This window comes from Pseudomonas sp. S11P7 (assembly GCF_023195435.1).
In the GTDB taxonomy this organism is placed as follows: Bacteria; Pseudomonadota; Gammaproteobacteria; order Pseudomonadales; family Pseudomonadaceae; genus Aquipseudomonas; species Aquipseudomonas fluorescens_G.
This window is the reverse complement of sequence record NZ_JALPKS020000002.1, coordinates 5,499,561-5,517,728: the sequence shown is the minus strand read 5'-3', so window position 1 is coordinate 5,517,728 and position 18,168 is coordinate 5,499,561. Positions and strand designations below refer to the sequence as shown.

Below are 18,168 nucleotides of genomic sequence, written 5' to 3'. Positions count from 1 at the left end.
TTATCCGATGTTGGACAGTTTCAGCAGATGCCGCAGGTCGTTGAGCAGATCCTTGCCTTTCACGTTCGGCTCGTAGCGCAGCACCAGGTTGCCGTGCGGGTCGATGATCCACAGTTGCGGCGTGGCTTTGTCGCCGGTGGCCTTGCTGAAGGCGGCAGCGTCCAGTGGATAGCGCTGCAGTTGCGGATATTCGCGTGTGAGCTTGGCCTCGTAGTCCGCGCTCAGCGGTTGCGTCGCGGCGAGGGCGTGGCTGGCGCGCCCGGCGTCGCGACCAAGGCCGATCTGGATCTGCCGCGCCAGATACACCAATTGCTGGCAATCCACCGCACATTGCTTTGGCGCAGTGACCAGCATCTGCCAGCGCTCTTCCTCGGCCTGCACGCCGAGGTCGGCGCGGGTCTGGCCGTTGCCGATCAGCTCACCGTGATAGCTGCGCCCCTCGGGCACCCAGAACTGCAATTTGTACATGCCGGTGGCGAGGATCATCGGCCCGACTACACCGAGCACGATCAACAGCAACTGAATGCGTCCGCGGCGGCGGCTGACGGCAGGTTTGGCCTCAGACATGCTGGGTGGATTCATGGCCGTTCGCATGGTGCTTCTCCTTTGCGTTGTGCAAGCCCAAATAGACGTAGAGACCGAGCAGGGCGGTCGCCATGGCGAACCACTGCACGGCGTAGCCGAGGTGTTTTTCCGGGCCCATGGCGACCACCGGCCAGTCGGTCTGGTAGCTGGCAGGGCCGGGTTCGGCGCGCAGTTCATAGGCGAAGCCGTCGCGCTCAAGGGTTTGCCAGAGCTTGCCCGGCTCGACGGCGGTGACGGTTTGCGGCCAGGTGCGGCTGACCGGATCGGCATGCAGCTGGAACGTCGCGCCGGGGGCCACATAGACCCAGGCGTCGAGCATCAGGGCATCAGTGGGCGTGGAGAACTGCGGCGCAACACGGCGATCCGGCCACGGCAGCCAGCCGCGATTGACCAGCAGCCACAGCCCGCTGCGCTGATCCTGAAACGGTTGCAGCAACTCGACGCCCACCTTGCCGCCACGCTGGCGGTTGTCGAGCAACAGGCTGTGGGCGGCATCGAACTGACCGTGCAGGCGCACGCGGCGATAAGCCGGATCGGCGCTGGTTGCCAGTTCGCTGCTGGCCATCGGCTCGGCCGCACGGCGCTCGGCATAACTGGCCAGCAGCGCGGTTTTCTCCGCGCCCCGGCCCAATTGCCAAAAGCCCAAGGCGATCATCAGCGGCAGCAGCAACGCGACCACTACGGTCGGTATCACCCCCGGACGGAAACGCTTCATGGCCGCGCCACAAAGTCAGTCGTCGCGCTCGCTATACTCAACTGCATCGCCTGTCCCCGGAGTTCTTCCCATGCTCAAAGCAGCGATCGTCCTGCTGCTGATTGCCACGGTGATCAGCCTGTTCAGCGGCCTGTTTTTCCTGGTCAAGGACGACAGCAGCTCCAATCGCCTGGTCATCGCCTTGAGTGTTCGGGTGGCCTTGGCCGCCGTCACTGTCGGCCTGATGGCCTGGGGTTTCTACAGCGGCCAACTGGTATCGCACGCGCCTTGGTAGCGCTCAAAGCACGTAAACGAAAAAGAACAAGCCGATCCACACCACGTCGACGAAGTGCCAGTACCAGCTCGCCGCTTCAAAGCCGAACTGATGCTCGTTGTCGAAGTGGCCCTTCATGATCCGCATCAGCATCACGAACAGAATGATCGTGCCGATGGTTACGTGGGCGCCGTGGAACCCGGTGAGCATGAAGAACGTTGCGCCGTAGATCCCCGAGCCGAGGGTCAGCCCCAGCTCTTTATAGGCGTGGATGTACTCCTCGGCCTGGAAACCCAGGAACGCGACGCCCAATAGCACGGTGATCGCCAGCCACAGTTTCAGCGCGCCGCGATGGCCCTTCTTCAAGGCGTGGTGGGCGATGGTGATGGTCACGCTGGAGCTGACCAGCAGAATGGTGTTGATCAGCGGCAGGCCCCACGGGCTGATCACCTCTTTGGGCGGCGGGAACAGTTTCGGGTCCGGGGTGTGCAGCAGCGGCCAGGTGAACTGGAAGTTCGGCCAGAGCATGTGAGCGATGCCTTTCGGGCCCTCGCCGCCCAGGGCCGGGCCGGAAATGTGCCGTACGTAGAACAGCGCGCCGAAGAAAGCGACAAAGAACATCACCTCGGAAAAGATGAACCAGCTCATGCCCCAGCGAAACGAGCGGTCCAGCTGCGGGCTGTAAAGGCCCGCGCGGCTTTCCTTGATCACTGCACCGAACCAGCCGAACAGCATGTATGCCAGCAGCAGACCACCCACGAAAAAGATCAGCGGGCCGTGGGATTCCGGGCGCGCTGCCTTCAGATCGTTGAACCAGGTGGCCAGGCCATACACGGTGACGAACATCCCGACCGTGGCGACGATCGGCCATTTGCTCTGGGCCGGAACGTAATAGTGCTCATGAGTTGCCATTTATTGTTCTCCTTATCGGGCACGCTCAACCGCCGGTATTAACAGCCACCGGTGGATGTCGGGCGGTGATATCGAACAGCGTGTAGGACAGCGTCAGGTGCTTCACTTCCTTGGGCATGTCGCGGTCAACGATGAAACGCACCGGCATTTCGATCTGTTCACCGGGTTGCAGTACCTGCTGGGTAAAACAAAAGCATTCGGTCTTGTGGAAAAACGCCGCCGCGTTGCTCGGCGCAATGCTGGGCACCGCTTGCGCACTCATCGGCTTGTCGGTGGGGTTGCGGGCGATGAACACCATCTCGTTGACCGCGCCGGGGTTGGCAGTCAGTTCGTCATGCTTGGGATAGAAATCCCATGGCATGTCGGCGGTGTTGGTCGAGAGAAACTGCACGCGCACCTGGCGCGAGGTGTCGACCACTTGCTCACCTTCGTACTGGCCGCCGGTCTTGCCGTTGATGCCAAAGGCCTTGCACATCACGTCGTAGATCGGCACCAGGGCAAAACCGAAGACGAACATGGCTACCACCACCAGCAGTAAGCGAGTGACGAGTTTCTTCAGCGAGATCGAGTCAGCCATGGTGTTTGACCTCTGCCGAGAACCCTGTGGGAGCTGGCTTGCCAGCGATGGCGCCCCCGCGGTGTGTCAGGCAGGCAGCCATCGCTGGCAAGCCAGCTCCCACAGAGATTTTCACAAGGCTGAAGGTGTTCATTTCAGTTCCGGCGGCGTGGTAAAGGTGTGATACGGCGCGGGCGACGGCACGCTCCACTCCAGCCCTTCGGCACCATCCCACGGTTTGGCCGGTGCCGGTGGGCCGCCCCGGATGGTCTTGATCACGATGAACAGGAAGAAGATCTGCGTGGCGCCGAACATGAACGCGCCGATCGACGAGACCATGTTGAAGTCGGCGAACTGCAGGTTGTAGTCCGGGATCCGTCGCGGCATGCCTGCCAGCCCGACGAAGTGCATCGGGAAGAAAGTCAGGTTCATGCCGACGAACGACAGCCAGAAATGCAGCTTGCCGAGGGTTTCGTCGTACATGTGTCCGGTCCATTTCGGCAGCCAGTAATAGGCCGAGGCGAAGATGCCGAAGATCGCCCCGGGCACCAGTACGTAGTGGAAGTGCGCGACCACGAAGTAGGTGTCCTGGTACTGGAAGTCCGCCGGGGCAATCGCCAGCATCAGCCCGGAGAAGCCACCGATCGAGAACAGGATCACGAACGCCACCGCGAACAGCATCGGCGTCTCGAAGGTCATCGAGCCCTGCCACATGGTGCTGGCCCAGTTGAAGACTTTCACCCCGGTCGGTACGGCGATCAGCATGGTCGCGTACATGAAGAACAATTCGCCCACCAGCGGAATGCCGACCACAAACATGTGGTGCGCCCAGACGATGAACGACAGGAAGGCGATGCTCGCCGTGGCGTAAACCATCGAGGTGTAGCCGAACAGCGGCTTGCGCGCGAACGTCGGGATGATCTGGCTGACCGCGCCGAACGCCGGCAGGATCATGATGTACACCTCGGGGTGGCCGAAGAACCAGAACACATGCTGGAACAGCACCGGGTCACCGCCGCCGGCGGCACTGAAGAAACTGGTGCCGAAGTGAATGTCCATGAGCATCATCGTCACGCACCCGGCCAGCACCGGCATCACCGCGATCAGCAGAAACGCGGTGATCAGCCAGGTCCAGACGAACAGCGGCATTTTCATCAGGGTCATGCCTGGAGCGCGCAGGTTGAGGATGGTCGCGACCACGTTGATCGCGCCCATGATCGAGCTGATGCCCATCAGGTGAATGGCGAAGATGAAGAACGTCACACTTTCCGGTGCGTAGGTCGTCGACAGCGGCGCATAGAAGGTCCAGCCGAAATTCGGCCCGCCGCCCGGTGTGAACAATGTCGAGACCAGCAGCAGAAACGCCGCCGGCAGCAACCAGAAGCTGAAATTGTTCATCCGTGGCAGGGCCATGTCCGGCGCGCCGATCATCAGCGGGATCATCCAGTTGGCGAGGCCGACGAACGCCGGCATTACCGCGCCGAAGACCATCACCAGACCGTGCATGGTGGTCATCTGGTTGAAGAACGCCGGTTCGACGATCTGCAGGCCGGGCTGGAACAGCTCGGCGCGAATCACCATGGCGAACGAGCCGCCGAGCAGGAACATGCAGAACGCGAACCACAGGTACAGCGTGCCGATGTCCTTGTGATTGGTGGTCAGCACCCAGCGCATCAGGCCTTTGGCGGGGCCGTGGGCGTGGTCGGCGTGACCGTGGTCATCGATGACAGCGCTCATGGCCGGTCTCCTTCAAGCAAGTGGACTGGATTTGCCGGGGTACGCGGCCCCGAGCGGTTCATGAAGTACGCAATAGACCGGCTCATTGGCTTTCCGCCTGTTTCAGCTCCAGCACTTCTTTGGGCGTGACCATGTCGCCCTTGTTGTTGCCCCAGGCGTTACGTTCATAGGTCACGACCGCAGCGATATCGACTTCCGACAGTTGCTTGCCGAACGCCGCCATGGCGGTGCCGGGTTTGCCGTGGAAAACAATGCTCAGGTGATCCTTGATCGGCCCGGTGGCGATTTTCGAGCCCTTGAGCGCCGGGAACATCGGCGGCAGACCCTGACCTTCGGCCTGGTGACAGGCGACGCAAGTGGTGTGATAGATCTTGTCACCGCGCTCCTTGAGCTCGTCGAGGGTCCATTCCTTGCTGGTCAGCTCCTTGAGCTGCGCCGCTTCTCCCTTGCGCTCGGCGAGCCATTTTTCGTAATCGGCTTTTTCCTTGACCTCGACCACGATCGGCATGAAACCGTGATCCTTGCCGCACAGTTCGGCGCATTGACCGCGATAAAGACCGGGCTTGTCGATGCGGGTCCAGGCTTCGTTGACGAAACCGGGGATCGCATCGCGCTTGACCGCAAACGCCGGCACCCACCATGAGTGAATAACGTCGGCGGAGGTGACGAGGAAGCGCACCTTGGCGCCGACCGGCAGCACCAGCGGTTTGTCGACTTCGAGCAAATAGTGCTCGCCCTTGGCTTCCTTGTTGTGAATCTGCTCGGCGGGGGTGGCCAGGTTGCTGAAAAACTCGACGTCCTGGCCCAGATATTTGTAGTGCCACTTCCACTGATAACCGGTGACCTGGATATCGATATCCGGCTCACTGGTGTCGTACATCTTGATCAGCGTGGCGGTGGCGGGGACAGCCATGGCCACCAGAATCAGCAGCGGCACGACGGTCCACATGATTTCGACGCCGGTGCTTTCGTGGAATTTTGCCGCGACCTGGCCGGTGGAGCGGCGGTGCACCATCATCGACCAGAACATGGCGCCGAAGACGATGATCCCGATCACCACACAGATCCAGAAAATGGTCATGTGCAGGTCGAATACTGCGTGACTGATTTCAGTCGCTCCAGGCGCCATATTCACCGTCCAGGCCGCGTTGGCCTGGCTGAATATCGACCACAACAGGAGGCCCATCCAGACATGTGGATGTCGCATCATTGCGGGTTCCCCTTATCGTTCTTGTTATCCCGCCGGCTTACGCCTGCGGCAAGGGAGCGGCTGCATCAGACTACGAACTTGAATCGCCGGGCCTTGCTGCGGGTGCAGTCGGGCGTCATCAGCTAACTCCATTCATTGGCGAGTATAGACAGCGTCGGGAAATTGCAACCCGAGCACGTAAATGATCTGAAACAGCCCGGACTTGCGTTCGAGGGCACGAATGGAGAAGGATGCAGACGAGTGGTGGCGAATGGATATAACGCAGCTGCATCAAGGATGAAATAATTATGACAAATGCGTCTTAGCGTTTTTCGTAAGCCAGCTAAGTTATGTCTTCCCTATTTCATTGCCTTGTTTCCTGGAGTTTTCATGAACACCGCCGCATTGCGCGAGCAGATCCAAAAAGCCCAACAACACGAAAAAGACACCGGCCTGCTGACCCGTCAGCTGGAAAGCAAGCTGCCTCACCTGCATCCGGCGATCCAGTTGCCGGAAGCCGACGCCAACGGCGTGCTGACGCGTTTTGTCGCCGCCTACATCGATGAAGTACCAGACCTGCTGGATGCAGCCAATGAAGTCGCCAGGGAAGCGGGAATCGAATCGCAGATCAAACCGGTGCTGAAAATCGCCGAGCAGTATTTTCTCCAGCCGCCGGCCATCATGGCCGGGCATGTCGGCCTGGACAGCCTGCTCGACGAAGCCTATCTGGCGCACCGTTTTGTCGAAGAGGTCAACGACCTGTACATCAAGCATTTCGGCCAGCCACTGATCCCCCTGGACATGACGGTCGCCAATCTGATTGCTCACCAATTGATCGGTGAGGAATTTGCCAACCAACTGGACGAAGCGGTACACCACGCGATTGATGAAATGCTCAACGACGAGAGTTTTGCGCTGGAGTCGGTAGAAGCCTACCGCGACAAACTCAGCAGCCCGGACACCGGCGCTGCGTGGAAACGCTGGCCGTGCATGAGCCGCCGGTTGGGTGTGGGGCTGGAGCTGGATCAGCCGGCTGCGTAATACAGAGCTAGACCAAATACCTGTGGGAGCTGGCTTGCCAGCGATAGCGGTGGATCAGTCGACATTGTCGGTGATTGATAGACCGCCATCGCTGGCAAGCCAGCTCCCACAGGGTTTGTTTCTGGACCGGGAGATTTAACCGGCTGCACCAATCCCGGTATTGGTCCGAACTCTGCCCTCAAGCCTGCGCTTCAACCCACGCGACTCGATCAACAGCTTCGATCCCTTCGCCGCATTCGCCCGGCCCCATTCCTCAAGCAGTTCCAGACACGAGTGGTCGATGTAACTCAGGTTGTTCAGCGGCACATGCACGGTCGTGCCGTTGGGAATGGTGTTCAGCACCTGGGTCAGCGCCGGCACCTTGAGGAAGGTCGCCGCACCGATCAGGCGCAACTCCATTTCGCCGTCCTGCGGCAGATCGATCAGGCTGATTTTCAGGCGCGAGGCCTTGAACGCCAGTTTCAGCAAGGTCAGACCGAAGCCGATCAGCACGCCAGTCAACAAGTCGGTGAAGATGATCGCCAGCGCCGTCGCGGCGTAGGTGAACATCGGCATCCGCCCGTAGCGACCCAAGCGGCGAAACGCCTTGAGGTCGACCAGTTTGAACCCGGTATACACCAGCACGCCGGCCAGACTCGCCACCGGAATGCTCTGCAGCACACTCGACAGCAACAGCACGAACGCCAGCAGCCACAGGCCATGGAAGATCGTCGAATAGCGCGTGGTCGCACCGGCCTGAACGTTGGCCGAACTGCGCACGATCACACCGGTCATCGGCAACGCACCCACCAACCCGCAGAGCATGTTGCCGACACCTTGCGCCGACAATTCGCGGTCGAAGTCCGAACGCACGCCGCTGTGCATGCGATCCACCGCAGCGGCGGACAACAGGGTTTCGGCACTGGCGATAAACGCCACGGCGAATGCGGCGATCAGCAACGTCGGGTCGGCGAGACTCATGAGGTCGGCAGGTTTGAGCCAGTCGATGGCTTCGGCCAGATTCGCCGGCACTTCCACACGCTTGACCTGCAAGGCCAGCAGCAGACTGGCGGCGGTCGCCAGACCAACACCCAGCAGCGCGCCAGGAACAAAACGTAGCGAATGCGGGCGGAATTTTTCCCACAGCCACATCACCGCGATCGTCGACAGCCCGAGCAAACCGGCCTGCCAGCCAAACGATGGCAAGGCTTGCGCCACGGCGGCCGGGAATGCCGTGAGGTTGTCCAGCCCTGACGGTTGCGGCTTGGCGTCGAGCATCACATGCACCTGCGACAGCACAATCAGTACGCCGATCCCCGCCAGCATGCCGTAGACCACCGCTGGCGCCGTGACCCGAAACCAGCAACCGAGCTTCAGGCGCCCGGCGACCAGTTGCAGAAAACCGGCCAGCAACAGAATCGGTCCGAGCATCTCGATGCCGTGCTGGCGCACCAGTTCGAACACCAACACCGCCAGCCCCGCCGCCGGCCCGCTGACCTGCAGAGGCGAACCCGCCAGCCAACCGACCACCAGGCCACCGATGATCCCGGTGATCAGACCTTTGGCCGGCGGCAACCCTGAGGCGATCGCAATGCCCATGCACAGCGGCAGGGCGACCAGAAACACAACCACGGAAGCGAGCAGCTCCCGGGGCAACACCGCTTTCAATTGAGCCGCACGCATGGCGATTCTCCCGAAGTTTTCTTCAGGCGTGGCGAGGCCGGGCCGCTGAATCAGCGGCCGGCGTCAAACCACACAGATGTTTAGGAAGAGTTAGAAGCGCGCTTTGGGCGTCGCGACCGGTATCGGATGGCTGCCATCAAGCGGCAGGAATCGACCCTGATCTGCGTCGTAAGCTTTGATTTCGCTGGTTTCGATGTTGTAGACCCAGCCATGGATGAACAGATGACCGTTCGCCATGCGTGAGGCTACCGAAGGATGGGTACGCAAGTGCTGCAGCTGGGCGATGACGTTTTCCTCGGTGAGGATCGGCATGCTTTCTTTTTCGTCGGTGCAGTTGCAGTTGTCATGCACCATGGTTTTCGCCACTTCAGCGTGGCGCAGCCAGGCTTTGACCGTGGGCATCTTTTCCAGGCTGTCCGGGTTGAGTACCGCACGCATGGCGCCGCAATCGGAGTGACCGCAAATGATGATGTGCTGCACGCCAAGCGCCAGCACCGCATATTCGATCGCAGTGGAAACGCCGCCGTTCATCTGCCCATAAGGCGGCACGACGTTGCCGACGTTACGGGTCACGAACAGATCGCCGGGCGAACTCTGGGTGATCAGCTCGGGAACGATGCGCGAGTCAGCGCAGGTGATGAACATCGCCTTGGGCGCCTGGGCCGTCGCGAGTTTCTTGAACAGTTCTTCCTGCTGGGGAAAAACCTCATGATGAAAGCGTAAAAAGCCATCAACGATCTGTCGCAGTGCTGCATCGGCGGATTCCGCTTCAGGGCTTTGCGCCGAGGCAGCCAACGACTGTTTATCCTTGTCACTCATGATTCATCCTCTTTGGCGGATTCAGGGAGTCTTCCCCGGTATTCCGGTATGAAGCCAGTGGCTGTTTAAACCATCCGGGTCATCCCGACCCGTCAGTCACTCGATGAACAAGGTAGCTGCCGAAACTTAACTCAAACTGAATCAAACGCTCTAGAACGTGTGTTCCAGGTCACAAAAAACGTGACTGGCGTGTTTCGGCGGAAGGATTCCAACCCGTCAACCCAAAGCCAATTGTCGCTAAATCAACGACATCTGGCGACCCGGCGGACAGAAGGCTGTGCAGTCGAGGTTATAGCCCTCGCGTTTGTTCAGACCAAGCTTTTTGATGGCCTTGGCAAATCTTTGTGCGAGCAGGTCGGCAAACGGCCCTTCACCACGCATCCGCGCGCCGAATCGGCTGTCGTAGAGTTCGCCGCCGCGACTCTGGCGGACCAGGCTCAGCACATGGGCGGCACGCTGAGGATAGTGCGCCTGCAACCACTCCTCGAACAGCGGCGCGACTTCCAGCGGCAGGCGCAGCATCATGTAGGCAGCGCTTTGCGCACCGGCGGCGTGGGCCTCGGTGAGCAGGCTTTCGATTTCGCTGTCATTGATCATCGGAATCATCGGCGAACACAGCACCCCGACGGGAATCCCGGCTTCGCGCATCACCCGGATCGCGCGCAGGCGTGCCTTGGGCGCAGCGGCGCGCGGTTCGAGAATGCGTTTGAGTTCGTCGTCCAGGGTGGTCAGGCTGATCATCACCGACACCAGCCGTTGCTGCGCCAGTTCGGTGAGCAAATCGAGATCGCGCAGAATCAGCGAGCCTTTGGTGACGATGGTCACCGGGTGGCGATAGCGCAGCAGCACTTCCAGCGTCTGTCGGGTGATTGTGTATTCGCGCTCGATCGGCTGATACGGGTCGGTGTTGGAGCCCAGATTGATCGGCGCGCATTGATAGCCGGGTTTGCTCAGCTGTTCTTCCAAGACCTGGGCGGCATTGGTCTTGGCGATAAGCCGGGTTTCGAAGTCAAGACCCGGCGACATGTCCCAGTAGGCGTGGCTGGGCCGAGCATAGCAATAGATGCAGCCGTGTTCGCAGCCGCGATAGGGATTGAGCGAACGATCGAAGGGCAGATCCGGCGAGGTGTTGCGGCTGATGATCGATTTGGCCTTCTCGATGATCACTTCGGTGTTTTGCGTCGGCGGTACTTCCTGATACCAGCCATCGTCCTCGGCCACCGAACGGCTCGGCGCGAAGCGGTTGTGCGGGTTGGTGGCGGTGCCGCGACCGCGAGGCGGTGGAGTGATCATCGGTGCCTGCTCAGGGTCTGTATGAACATACAGTATCCGAGTGAGGCGTGTCTGATCCAGTACCGTTCAGCGATGAGGCCATTGCCCTGTATTAATCCGCAAACAAGAGACAACTGGCGATACATATACCGGGTTGTTGTGCAAAGTTGCCGCAGATAATCTTCAGCACTCAGGTGGACCCAGGATGGGTTACAAAAACAAAAGGATTTAGTTCATGTCGTTTCTTAATCAACGTGGCGTCTTCATGCAAATGATGTTGCCCAATGCCTCCGAGCCCAACACCATTGTCTCGCTGCAACTGGCACGCAAGGAACTGGGCTGGAACGCCGAACAGGAACAGCCCACCGAGGCCCTGGTCGACTCAAGTTACGTGGTAGCAGTGTCCGCTGATCGTGGCAAGACCTTCACGATTCGCAGCAACAAGAATGATGTAGATGGCGACGGTGATATCGATAGCGATGACAAGGAAAAACTGATCGCGCTGGCCAAGGCGTATGTGAGTATCGTCAATCCGTAAGTTGGATTACTGGCACGCTTTAAATAAAAAACCCTGCATGAACGGCTCATGCAGGGTTTTGTTTTTATTGATGCTCGGTCACTTGACCAAGGTCATTCGGCGACATGGTTTCCATGTCATTGCTGCGCAGGTCGGCGACGTCTTTGGCGCTCACCGGCGCACCCTTGTTGCCCCAGCTGCCACGTATGAAGCTCACTACATCCGCGACTTCCTGATCCGACAGGCGCCAGGCGAAACCGGGCATGGTGAAGGTCGATGGCGCGGTGTGCGTCGCCGGCAAGGTTCCGCCCTTTAGCACGATATGAATCAGCGAGGTCGGATCGTCGGTTTGCAACACCGGATTACCCGCCAGCGCCGGGAACACGCGGGTGTAGCCGTGCCCGTCGGTGCGGTGGCATGCCGCGCAGTTGTCGATGTACACCGAAGCGCCACGCTGACTGTCGTCACCGTTCCACAGCGCTTTGGCGGCTTTCTCATCGTACTGATGCGGCTGATCCGCAGGATCGCTGGCCGGCAGCGACTTCAGATAGCGGGCGATGGCCGTCAGGTCGGTATCAGTCATGTATTGCATGCTGTGCGTGACCACATCACTCATGCCGCCGAACACCGCGCTGCGATCACTGCGCCCGGTTTTGAGGAATTGCACCAGTTGTTCCTCGCTCCAGCTGCCGAGGCCGTCCTTGTGGTCGCCGCGCAGGCTCTTGGCGATCCAGCCTTCCAGCGGCGCACTGCCGGCGAGGAAGGTTTTGCCATCCGATGCGCTGAGGGATTTTTCCTGCATGGTCAGGGCGCGCGGCGTGTGGCAGGCGCCGCAATGCCCGAGGCCTTCGACCAGATACGCACCGCGATCAATCACCGGATCGTCCGACGTGGCCTTGTAATCCTCGACCTTCGGCGCAAACAGCCAGCGCCAGCCCATCAACGGCCAGCGCATGCTCAGCGGCCACGGGATGTCGCTGGCCTGGTTGTCCTGCGCGACCGGTGCCACGCCGTGCATGAAATACGCGTACAGCGCTTGCATGTCGGCCTGGTTGACCCGGGCGTAGGAGGGATACGGCATTGCCGGGTACAACGTGCTGCCGTTTTTGGCCACGCCGTGACGCACGGCCTGGTCAAAGTCCTCGAAACTGTAATTACCGATACCGGATTTGTCCGGAGTGATGTTGGTCGAGTAGATCGTGCCGATCGGGGTTTCCATCGGCAGGCCGCCGGCGAACGGCTTGCCGTTTTTCGCGGTGTGGCAAGCCACACAGTCACCGGCGCGGGCAAGGTATTCGCCTTGTTTGATCAGATTCTGATCAACTTCCGCTGCCTGCAGGGAGGCACTGCCGAGCAGCGCCAGGGTGGCGATAACGAGATTTTTCATGGTCATCGCTCCTTATGCCTGAACCAGCGGGCCGGGGTTTTTCAGGTACTGCTCGCGGATCGCTTTTGCCGACCAGTAGGTCAGTGCTGCGACCAGCCCGGTCGGGTTGTAGCCCAGGCCTTGCGGGAACGCCGAGGCGCCGGGGACGAAGACGTTGTGCACGTCCCAGCTCTGCAGGTAGCGATTCAACGCACTGGTCTTCGGATCGGTGCCCATGATCGCGCCACCGTTGAGGTGGGTGGTCTGATAGGACGCCGTGTTGAAGTGGTCGCCGACCTGTTTGCCGATCACTGCAATCGCCTTGGGCCCCATGGCTTGCGCGACCTTGCCCATTTTTTCGACCATGAAGCGGTTCATCTTGATGTCGTTTTCCTGCCAGTCGAAGGTCATCCGCAGCAGCGGCAGGCCGTAGGCATCGCGATACACCGGGTCGAGATCAAGGTAGTTGCCGCGGTAGGACTGATGCGCACCGTGGGCGTCCATCGACACCTGATGGGTGTAGTAATCGGCGGTCGCGCGTTTCCACGCGCTGCCCCACGCCGGTGTGCCGGGCGGGTTCGAGGTGCCGGCAATCGGGCGGCTGCCGGCCTGGTTGACCCACATTGGCGAGCCGCCGACGAAGCCGTGCGGGCCGTGGTCGAAGTTGTCGGCGTTGAAGTCATCCAGCGCCACGCCGTTGCCGCCGGCGCCGATGAAGTTGTTGGTGTGGGTGTCCTTGTCGAAGAACGCTTTGATGGTGGCCATGTTCTGGTAGGCGAAGTTACGCCCGACCACGCCTTCACCACTGATTGGATCGTACGGTTTGCCAATGCCTGAGAGCAGCATCAGACGCACGTTATGTAACTGGAACGCGCCGAGAATCACCAGATCAGCCGGCTGTTCGATCTCGCGGCCCTGGCCATCGATATAAGTCACGCCGGTGGCTTTGCTCTTGCTGCTGTCGAGGTTGACCCGCAGCACATGCGAGTTCGGCCGCAGTTCGAAATTCGCCAGCGGCTTGAGCGCCGGCAGAATGTTCACGTTCGGCGATGCCTTGGAATACATGTAGCAGACATAACCGCTGCAGAAACCGCAGAAGTTGCACGGGCCCATCTGTGCGCCGTAGGGATTGGTGTACGGCCCCGAGGTATTGGCCGACGGCAGGTTGTAGGGTTTATAACCGACCTCTGTAGCCGCTTTGCCAAACAACTGCGCAGACACGGTGTTCTTTTGCGCTTCGAGCGGGAACGGGTTTGAGCGGTCCGGTGCGTAGGGGTTGCCGCCCTTGCCTTGACCGACCAGTTGGCCCTTCACGGTCCAGGCTTGCCCGGAAGTGCCGAAGACTTTTTCGGCGAAGTCGAAGAACGGCTCCAGCTCTTCATAGCTGACGCCAAAGTCCTGGATGGTCATGTCCTTGGGAATGAAGCTTTTGCCGTAGCGCTCTTCGTAGTGGCTGCGCATGCGCAGCTCGATCGGGTCGACGCGAAAGTGCACGCCCGACCAGTGCAGGCCGGCGCCGCCGACGCCGTTGCCCGGCAGGAACGCGCCCAACTGGCGGTTCGGCAGGGCGATGTCGTTGACGCTATGCCGAATGGTCACGGTCTCTTTGGAGATGTCCTGAAAGAGTTTTTTGCGCACGCTGTAGGTGAGTTCGTCGATCACCTGTGGATAGCTGCCGTCGGGGTAAGTGTCCTGCATCGGCCCGCGCTCCAGCGCCAGCACGTTGAGACCCGCTTCGGTCAGTTCCTTGGCCATGATCGCGCCGGTCCAGCCGAAACCGACGATCACGGCGTCGACCTTTTTCATTACCGTTGCCATGCTTATGCCCTCTCGCCGCGGATCGACACTGCCGGGAAGGGGTACTGCTCGTTGCGCTCCACCCAATCCATGAAATCGGCGCGGGCGCCGGGGAAACCGATCATAGTCCAGCCGACCATGCCTTTATTGCCGCCGTGGATCGGGTCGCAGAAGAAGCCTTCCTTGGTGTTTTGCAGCAGCAGATTGAAGAAAATCTTCGCCGGCACCGCGTCGAATTGCGGTTTGCCGGCTTCAAGTTGCTTGAGCAAATCGTCTCGGGTAGCGCTGTCTTGCTCGGCAAATGTTTTGCCGTTGAGCGATTTTGCCCACTGATCCGTGGCGGCGATGCCCAGACGATAGATGTCCTTGGGCACCAGTTTGCTCTGCCAGCCCATCTCCGGCGCGGCGTCGGCATTGAACGGGCCTTGCATGTACCACAGGGCACCGGCGGCGTACGGCGTGTTCATCTGACGGTCGATGTATTCCGGCACGCCGGCTTCGAGCGCACCCGGACCTTGGGCATCGTTGGGGATCAATTGCGCGACGGCGGCATTGATGAACGCCCATTCCTCAGCGGTGAAATAGCTGGGCTGGTATTCGCCAGCCTCGGCACGAACTGGCTGGGGGGCAGGTTTGGCGGGGGCGGTTTCAGGCGCGGCGTGCAGCACGCTGCTGCCCAGACCAGTGCCGGCCAGGGTGACCACTGGAATCAGGGTCAGGGATTTGCGCAAAAACTCACGCCGCGGGTTGTCTCGATCTTCATCAGACATGGGGTGCACCTCATCAGGCATTAGCATTGAGCCGATTCTGCGAAAGGCTTGGGATTATGCGTCGCAACGACAGCGCTCTGGCCTGAAAAAGGCAGGGGTGCCTGCAACATCGTGTGACAAATGGTAGCAGGCTAAGCATCAGCATGAACTGGCTCGATGGAAAAAAGCCGCGCCTTCGGTGAATTTTTTGTCATCAAGCGCTGTTCACAATTCTTTAACAAGCGACTCACAGGGCTTTGACCGGTCAACCGCGAAGCTGCGCCGTCTCTCTCTGAAACCTCCGAAACGGTCAAGTCCAGCATGTCTCGAGTACGTGTTTTTCCTGTTCTTTGCTCGGTGCTTGTCGCCCTGTTGCATCTGACGTTCGCGCAGGCGGAGTCGATGCCTCGCCCCGCTGAGTGGGCGCAGCCGGTGGAGGTGCAGTACAACTTGTTCCAGATGTCGCCGACCTTGTATCGCAGCGCCTTGCCCGACGGTGGTGCGCTGCCGCTTCTGAAAAATCTCAAGATCGTCACGGTGATCAATTTTCTCCCCGACGATGACCGCAGCTGGCTAGCGGATCCAGGCATCGCGCAGGTGCAACTGCCTTATCGCACCAATCACGTCGACGACAGCGACGTACTCAAGTCTTTGCGTGCGATCGAGGCAGCTGAAGCCAATGGCCCGGTGCTGATGCATTGCAAACACGGTTCCGACCGCACCGGCCTGATGGCGGCGATGTATCGGGTGGTCGTGCAGGGCTGGAGCAAAGAGGACGCCCTGAGCGAAATGACCCAGGGCGGTTTCGGCGACAGCACCCACTTCAAGGGACGGCATTCGCTACATGATGCAGGCAGATGTCGACAAGTTGCGCACGGCTCTGGCCAACGGCGATTGCAGCACCAGTGCCTTTGCCACCTGTTCGATGAAGAGCTGGTTCAAGTCTGCCCACGTCGAGTAGCCCGCGGTTTAATCCCGCGGTGCTGGAAAAAGTTCGGCAGGTATTGGATGGCCGAGGAACTTCTCCATTGCGTTCGGCAGCGAAACCGAATCACCAGAGAAGAATGCCTCGCGCAGAGCCCGACCGGTCTGTGTGTTGAACACGCCTTCGCGTTCGACGCGCTTGAACGCTTCGGAGGCCAGCACACCTGACCATTTGTAGGCGTACACCGAGGCTTCGTAACCGGTCACCACGTAATCGAAACTGTTGGCAAACCGGCAATAGGCCGGCAGGTTCAGTTGCGGTATCTGCTGCTGTACCGCGTCGAAGCACTGTTGCACGTTGCGGCCATTGGCCTCGCTGCGGTGCAATTCGAGATCGAGCAATGACTCAAGCAACAGCGTCGCGGTGTCACGGCTGGTGTGCGCAGCGATGGCGGTCAACGCCGAAGTGACCCGCGCACTGCTCAACGGTACACGGTTGCGGTAATGCGCGGACAGCCACTGAAGCAGTTCCTCCGACAGGCTCAACTGCTCGAACAGCTGCCCGGCGAATTCACCCGAGTCACGGCTCATTTGCGAGATTCCCGAAAGGTTATGGTGAGGCGAGCGGGTCAGCACTTGCTGCAGACAATGCCCGAACTCGTGAAACAGCACGCGCAAATCCTTGTGCGACAGCAAGCCGGGATGGTCGCCGCCGATCGGCGGGAAGTTGCAGTGAAGGATCGTAATCGGCAGGGCCGGCCGACCTTCGGCATTGATACGGTGGTCGCGCACGGTGTGGGTCAAGGCATAGTCGGGTGCGTCCGGGCGATGAAATGGATCGAAGTAGATAAAGCCGATGACTTGATCGTATTCGCTGACCTCCAACAGCCGCACCGCCTCGTGCCAATGGCTGAGGTCCTTGCGCTCGGTCAGTTTGACGCCGAACTGATGTTCGATGAACTGGCAGAAACGGCGCAGCGTTTCGTCCAGCTCAAAGTACTGGCGAAGGCCTTTGAGTGCGCTGGCTGAATGTTGCTGGCGCCACTGTTCAGCGAAGTAGTCGAAATCCCAGGCCTGGAGTTCTTCGATTCCCTGGGTTGCGGCAAACACCTGCAAGTCCTGCGTGTCCCGTTCCAGCGCCGCGCGATTGTGCGCGATCTGCTGCTTTAGAAACGCTTCGACCTGGGCCGGCGAGGTCGCCATCTGCTGCGAGAGGCGCAGATGGGCGAAGCTTTCAAAGCCGAGCAATCGAGCTTCTTCATGGCGCAACGCGAGCAATTTCTGCAAGACCGGGCCGTTGTCGAACCGCTCGGAATGCGGCCCCTGATCCGAAGCCCGGGTGTTGAACGCGACAAAGTACGCTTCACGCAAACGGCGGTCGCTGGCGTTTTTCATCAGGTATTCGTAGGTGTTGCGATCGAGCGTCAGCAACCAGCCGGTTTTCCCCGCCTGACGCGCGTTGAGCGCCAAGCGATCCTTGAAGTCGGCAGACAAGCCATCCAGCGTAGCAATGTCGTCGATCTGTCGGGTCCAGGCCGCGTTGCTGCGCTGCAGATTGATCAGGAATATCTGCTGCTGAAGGTCGATGTCGCCGCTTAGTGCAGCCAGTCGCTGTCGTTGTTCGGCGGGCAATTCGATGCCTGTCAGGCGGAAGCCGAGCAGGGTCTTGGCCAACGATGCCTTGCGGAACGCATCGAAGCTGGCGGCAATCGGGCTCCGCTCCAGACCTTGATAGGTGCGGTAAAGCGCCAGGTTGGCAAATTTCTGCGAGCGATAGCGCTTCGCGGTCAGACTGCATTGCGCGCTTGGCGCCAGCCAGTCGGCATCATTGCCTTTGACTGTGTCGAGCACTTCGACGATGGCGATGGCTTCGGCGATCCGTGCGTCGGCTTCGTCGACGGCGATCACCAGATCATCCCAGTTCGGGTGAACGGTCTGCGTAGCAATCACTTCGGCGATGATCCGCTGGTTATCAGCGACGATGGCATCGAAGGCGGGCGCCAGGTGCTCGGCTTGTATTTCGGACCAGGCCGGCAATTGCCAGCGTCGCAGCAGGGGGTTGGCAGGGGGCATC

The 18,168-nt window shown here is 60.2% G+C and carries 16 protein-coding genes and 1 pseudogene; 4 read left to right on the top strand and 13 right to left on the bottom strand.

Going from position 1 to position 18,168, the window contains the following annotated elements:
- Both M0746_RS25210 and M0746_RS25205 read right to left on the bottom strand, forming a co-directional pair.
- Positions 1–594 carry a hypothetical protein gene (locus M0746_RS25210; protein WP_258451022.1) on the bottom strand — a complete coding sequence of 198 codons (594 nt, stop codon included), beginning with the start codon at positions 592–594 and terminating at the stop codon, positions 1–3.
- Complete coding sequence (locus M0746_RS25205; RefSeq protein ID WP_258451021.1) at positions 560–1,300, bottom strand: SURF1 family protein; 741 nt, start codon at positions 1,298–1,300, stop codon at positions 560–562. The genes M0746_RS25210 and M0746_RS25205 overlap by 35 nt, the downstream gene beginning before the upstream one ends.
- Before the next feature lie 70 nt (positions 1,301–1,370).
- On the opposite strand from M0746_RS25205, the gene M0746_RS25200 reads away from it, so the two are divergent.
- On the top strand, positions 1,371–1,574 hold the full coding sequence (locus M0746_RS25200) for a twin transmembrane helix small protein (protein WP_258451020.1): 204 nt from the start codon (positions 1,371–1,373) through the stop codon (positions 1,572–1,574).
- Between the two features lie 3 nt (positions 1,575–1,577).
- Here M0746_RS25200 and M0746_RS25195 read toward each other — a convergent pair whose 3' ends face one another.
- The 4 genes from M0746_RS25195 to coxB all read right to left on the bottom strand — a co-directional run bounded on the left by M0746_RS25195 (position 1,578) and on the right by coxB (position 5,968).
- A complete protein-coding gene (locus M0746_RS25195) occupies positions 1,578–2,465 on the bottom strand; it encodes a cytochrome c oxidase subunit 3 (RefSeq protein ID WP_258451019.1) in 888 nt (295 codons plus the stop codon).
- Between the two features lie 25 nt (positions 2,466–2,490).
- Positions 2,491–3,042 carry a cytochrome c oxidase assembly protein gene (locus M0746_RS25190; protein WP_039757111.1) on the bottom strand — a complete coding sequence of 184 codons (552 nt, stop codon included), beginning with the start codon at positions 3,040–3,042 and terminating at the stop codon, positions 2,491–2,493.
- A gap of 129 nt (positions 3,043–3,171) precedes the next feature.
- Positions 3,172–4,758 (bottom strand): cytochrome c oxidase subunit I, encoded by a 1,587-nt coding sequence (gene ctaD / locus M0746_RS25185; protein WP_258451018.1) that lies wholly within the window; start codon positions 4,756–4,758, stop codon positions 3,172–3,174.
- Positions 4,759–4,840: 82 nt separating this feature from the next.
- Positions 4,841–5,968, bottom strand: coding sequence for a cytochrome c oxidase subunit II (gene coxB, locus M0746_RS25180; protein ID WP_258451017.1), 1,128 nt, complete (start codon positions 5,966–5,968; stop codon positions 4,841–4,843).
- Positions 5,969–6,337: 369 nt separating this feature from the next.
- Here coxB and M0746_RS25175 point away from each other — a divergent pair, with 369 nt between their 5' ends.
- Positions 6,338–6,988, top strand: coding sequence for a hypothetical protein (locus M0746_RS25175; protein WP_258451016.1), 651 nt, complete (start codon positions 6,338–6,340; stop codon positions 6,986–6,988).
- Positions 6,989–7,123: 135 nt separating this feature from the next.
- On the opposite strand, the gene M0746_RS25170 is transcribed toward M0746_RS25175, so the two are convergent.
- The 3 genes from M0746_RS25170 to M0746_RS25160 form a co-directional block, all read right to left on the bottom strand.
- Positions 7,124–8,650 (bottom strand): SulP family inorganic anion transporter, encoded by a 1,527-nt coding sequence (locus M0746_RS25170; RefSeq protein ID WP_258451015.1) that lies wholly within the window; start codon positions 8,648–8,650, stop codon positions 7,124–7,126.
- A 90-nt stretch (positions 8,651–8,740) separates the two neighbouring features.
- A complete protein-coding gene (locus M0746_RS25165; RefSeq protein ID WP_258451014.1) occupies positions 8,741–9,469 on the bottom strand; it encodes a carbonic anhydrase in 729 nt (242 codons plus the stop codon).
- Positions 9,470–9,706: 237 nt separating this feature from the next.
- The gene (locus tag M0746_RS25160) at positions 9,707–10,762 is read right to left on the bottom strand and encodes a PA0069 family radical SAM protein (RefSeq protein ID WP_258451013.1); all 1,056 of its coding nucleotides are present in this window, start codon (positions 10,760–10,762) and stop codon (positions 9,707–9,709) included.
- Positions 10,763–10,976: 214 nt separating this feature from the next.
- Between M0746_RS25160 and M0746_RS25155 the strand changes: the two genes are divergently transcribed.
- Positions 10,977–11,279 (top strand): hypothetical protein, encoded by a 303-nt coding sequence (locus M0746_RS25155; RefSeq protein WP_258451012.1) that lies wholly within the window; start codon positions 10,977–10,979, stop codon positions 11,277–11,279.
- Between the two features lie 64 nt (positions 11,280–11,343).
- Here M0746_RS25155 and M0746_RS25150 read toward each other — a convergent pair whose 3' ends face one another.
- The 3 genes from M0746_RS25150 to M0746_RS25140 are packed head-to-tail and all read right to left on the bottom strand — an operon-like array spanning position 11,344 to position 15,191.
- A complete protein-coding gene (locus M0746_RS25150; RefSeq protein WP_258451011.1) occupies positions 11,344–12,645 on the bottom strand; it encodes a c-type cytochrome in 1,302 nt (433 codons plus the stop codon).
- Between the two features lie 12 nt (positions 12,646–12,657).
- Positions 12,658–14,442, bottom strand: coding sequence for a GMC family oxidoreductase (locus M0746_RS25145; protein ID WP_258451010.1), 1,785 nt, complete (start codon positions 14,440–14,442; stop codon positions 12,658–12,660).
- A 2-nt stretch (positions 14,443–14,444) separates the two neighbouring features.
- On the bottom strand, positions 14,445–15,191 hold the full coding sequence (locus M0746_RS25140) for a gluconate 2-dehydrogenase subunit 3 family protein (RefSeq protein ID WP_258451009.1): 747 nt from the start codon (positions 15,189–15,191) through the stop codon (positions 14,445–14,447).
- Between the two features lie 300 nt (positions 15,192–15,491).
- Between M0746_RS25140 and M0746_RS25135 the strand changes: the two are divergent.
- Positions 15,492–16,131: pseudogene (locus M0746_RS25135) on the top strand (phosphatase domain-containing protein).
- An 8-nt stretch (positions 16,132–16,139) separates the two neighbouring features.
- On the opposite strand, the gene M0746_RS25130 reads toward M0746_RS25135, so the two are convergent.
- Positions 16,140–18,167, bottom strand: coding sequence for a M3 family metallopeptidase (locus M0746_RS25130; RefSeq protein ID WP_258451008.1), 2,028 nt, complete (start codon positions 18,165–18,167; stop codon positions 16,140–16,142).
- Position 18,168: the final 1 nt, after the last annotated feature.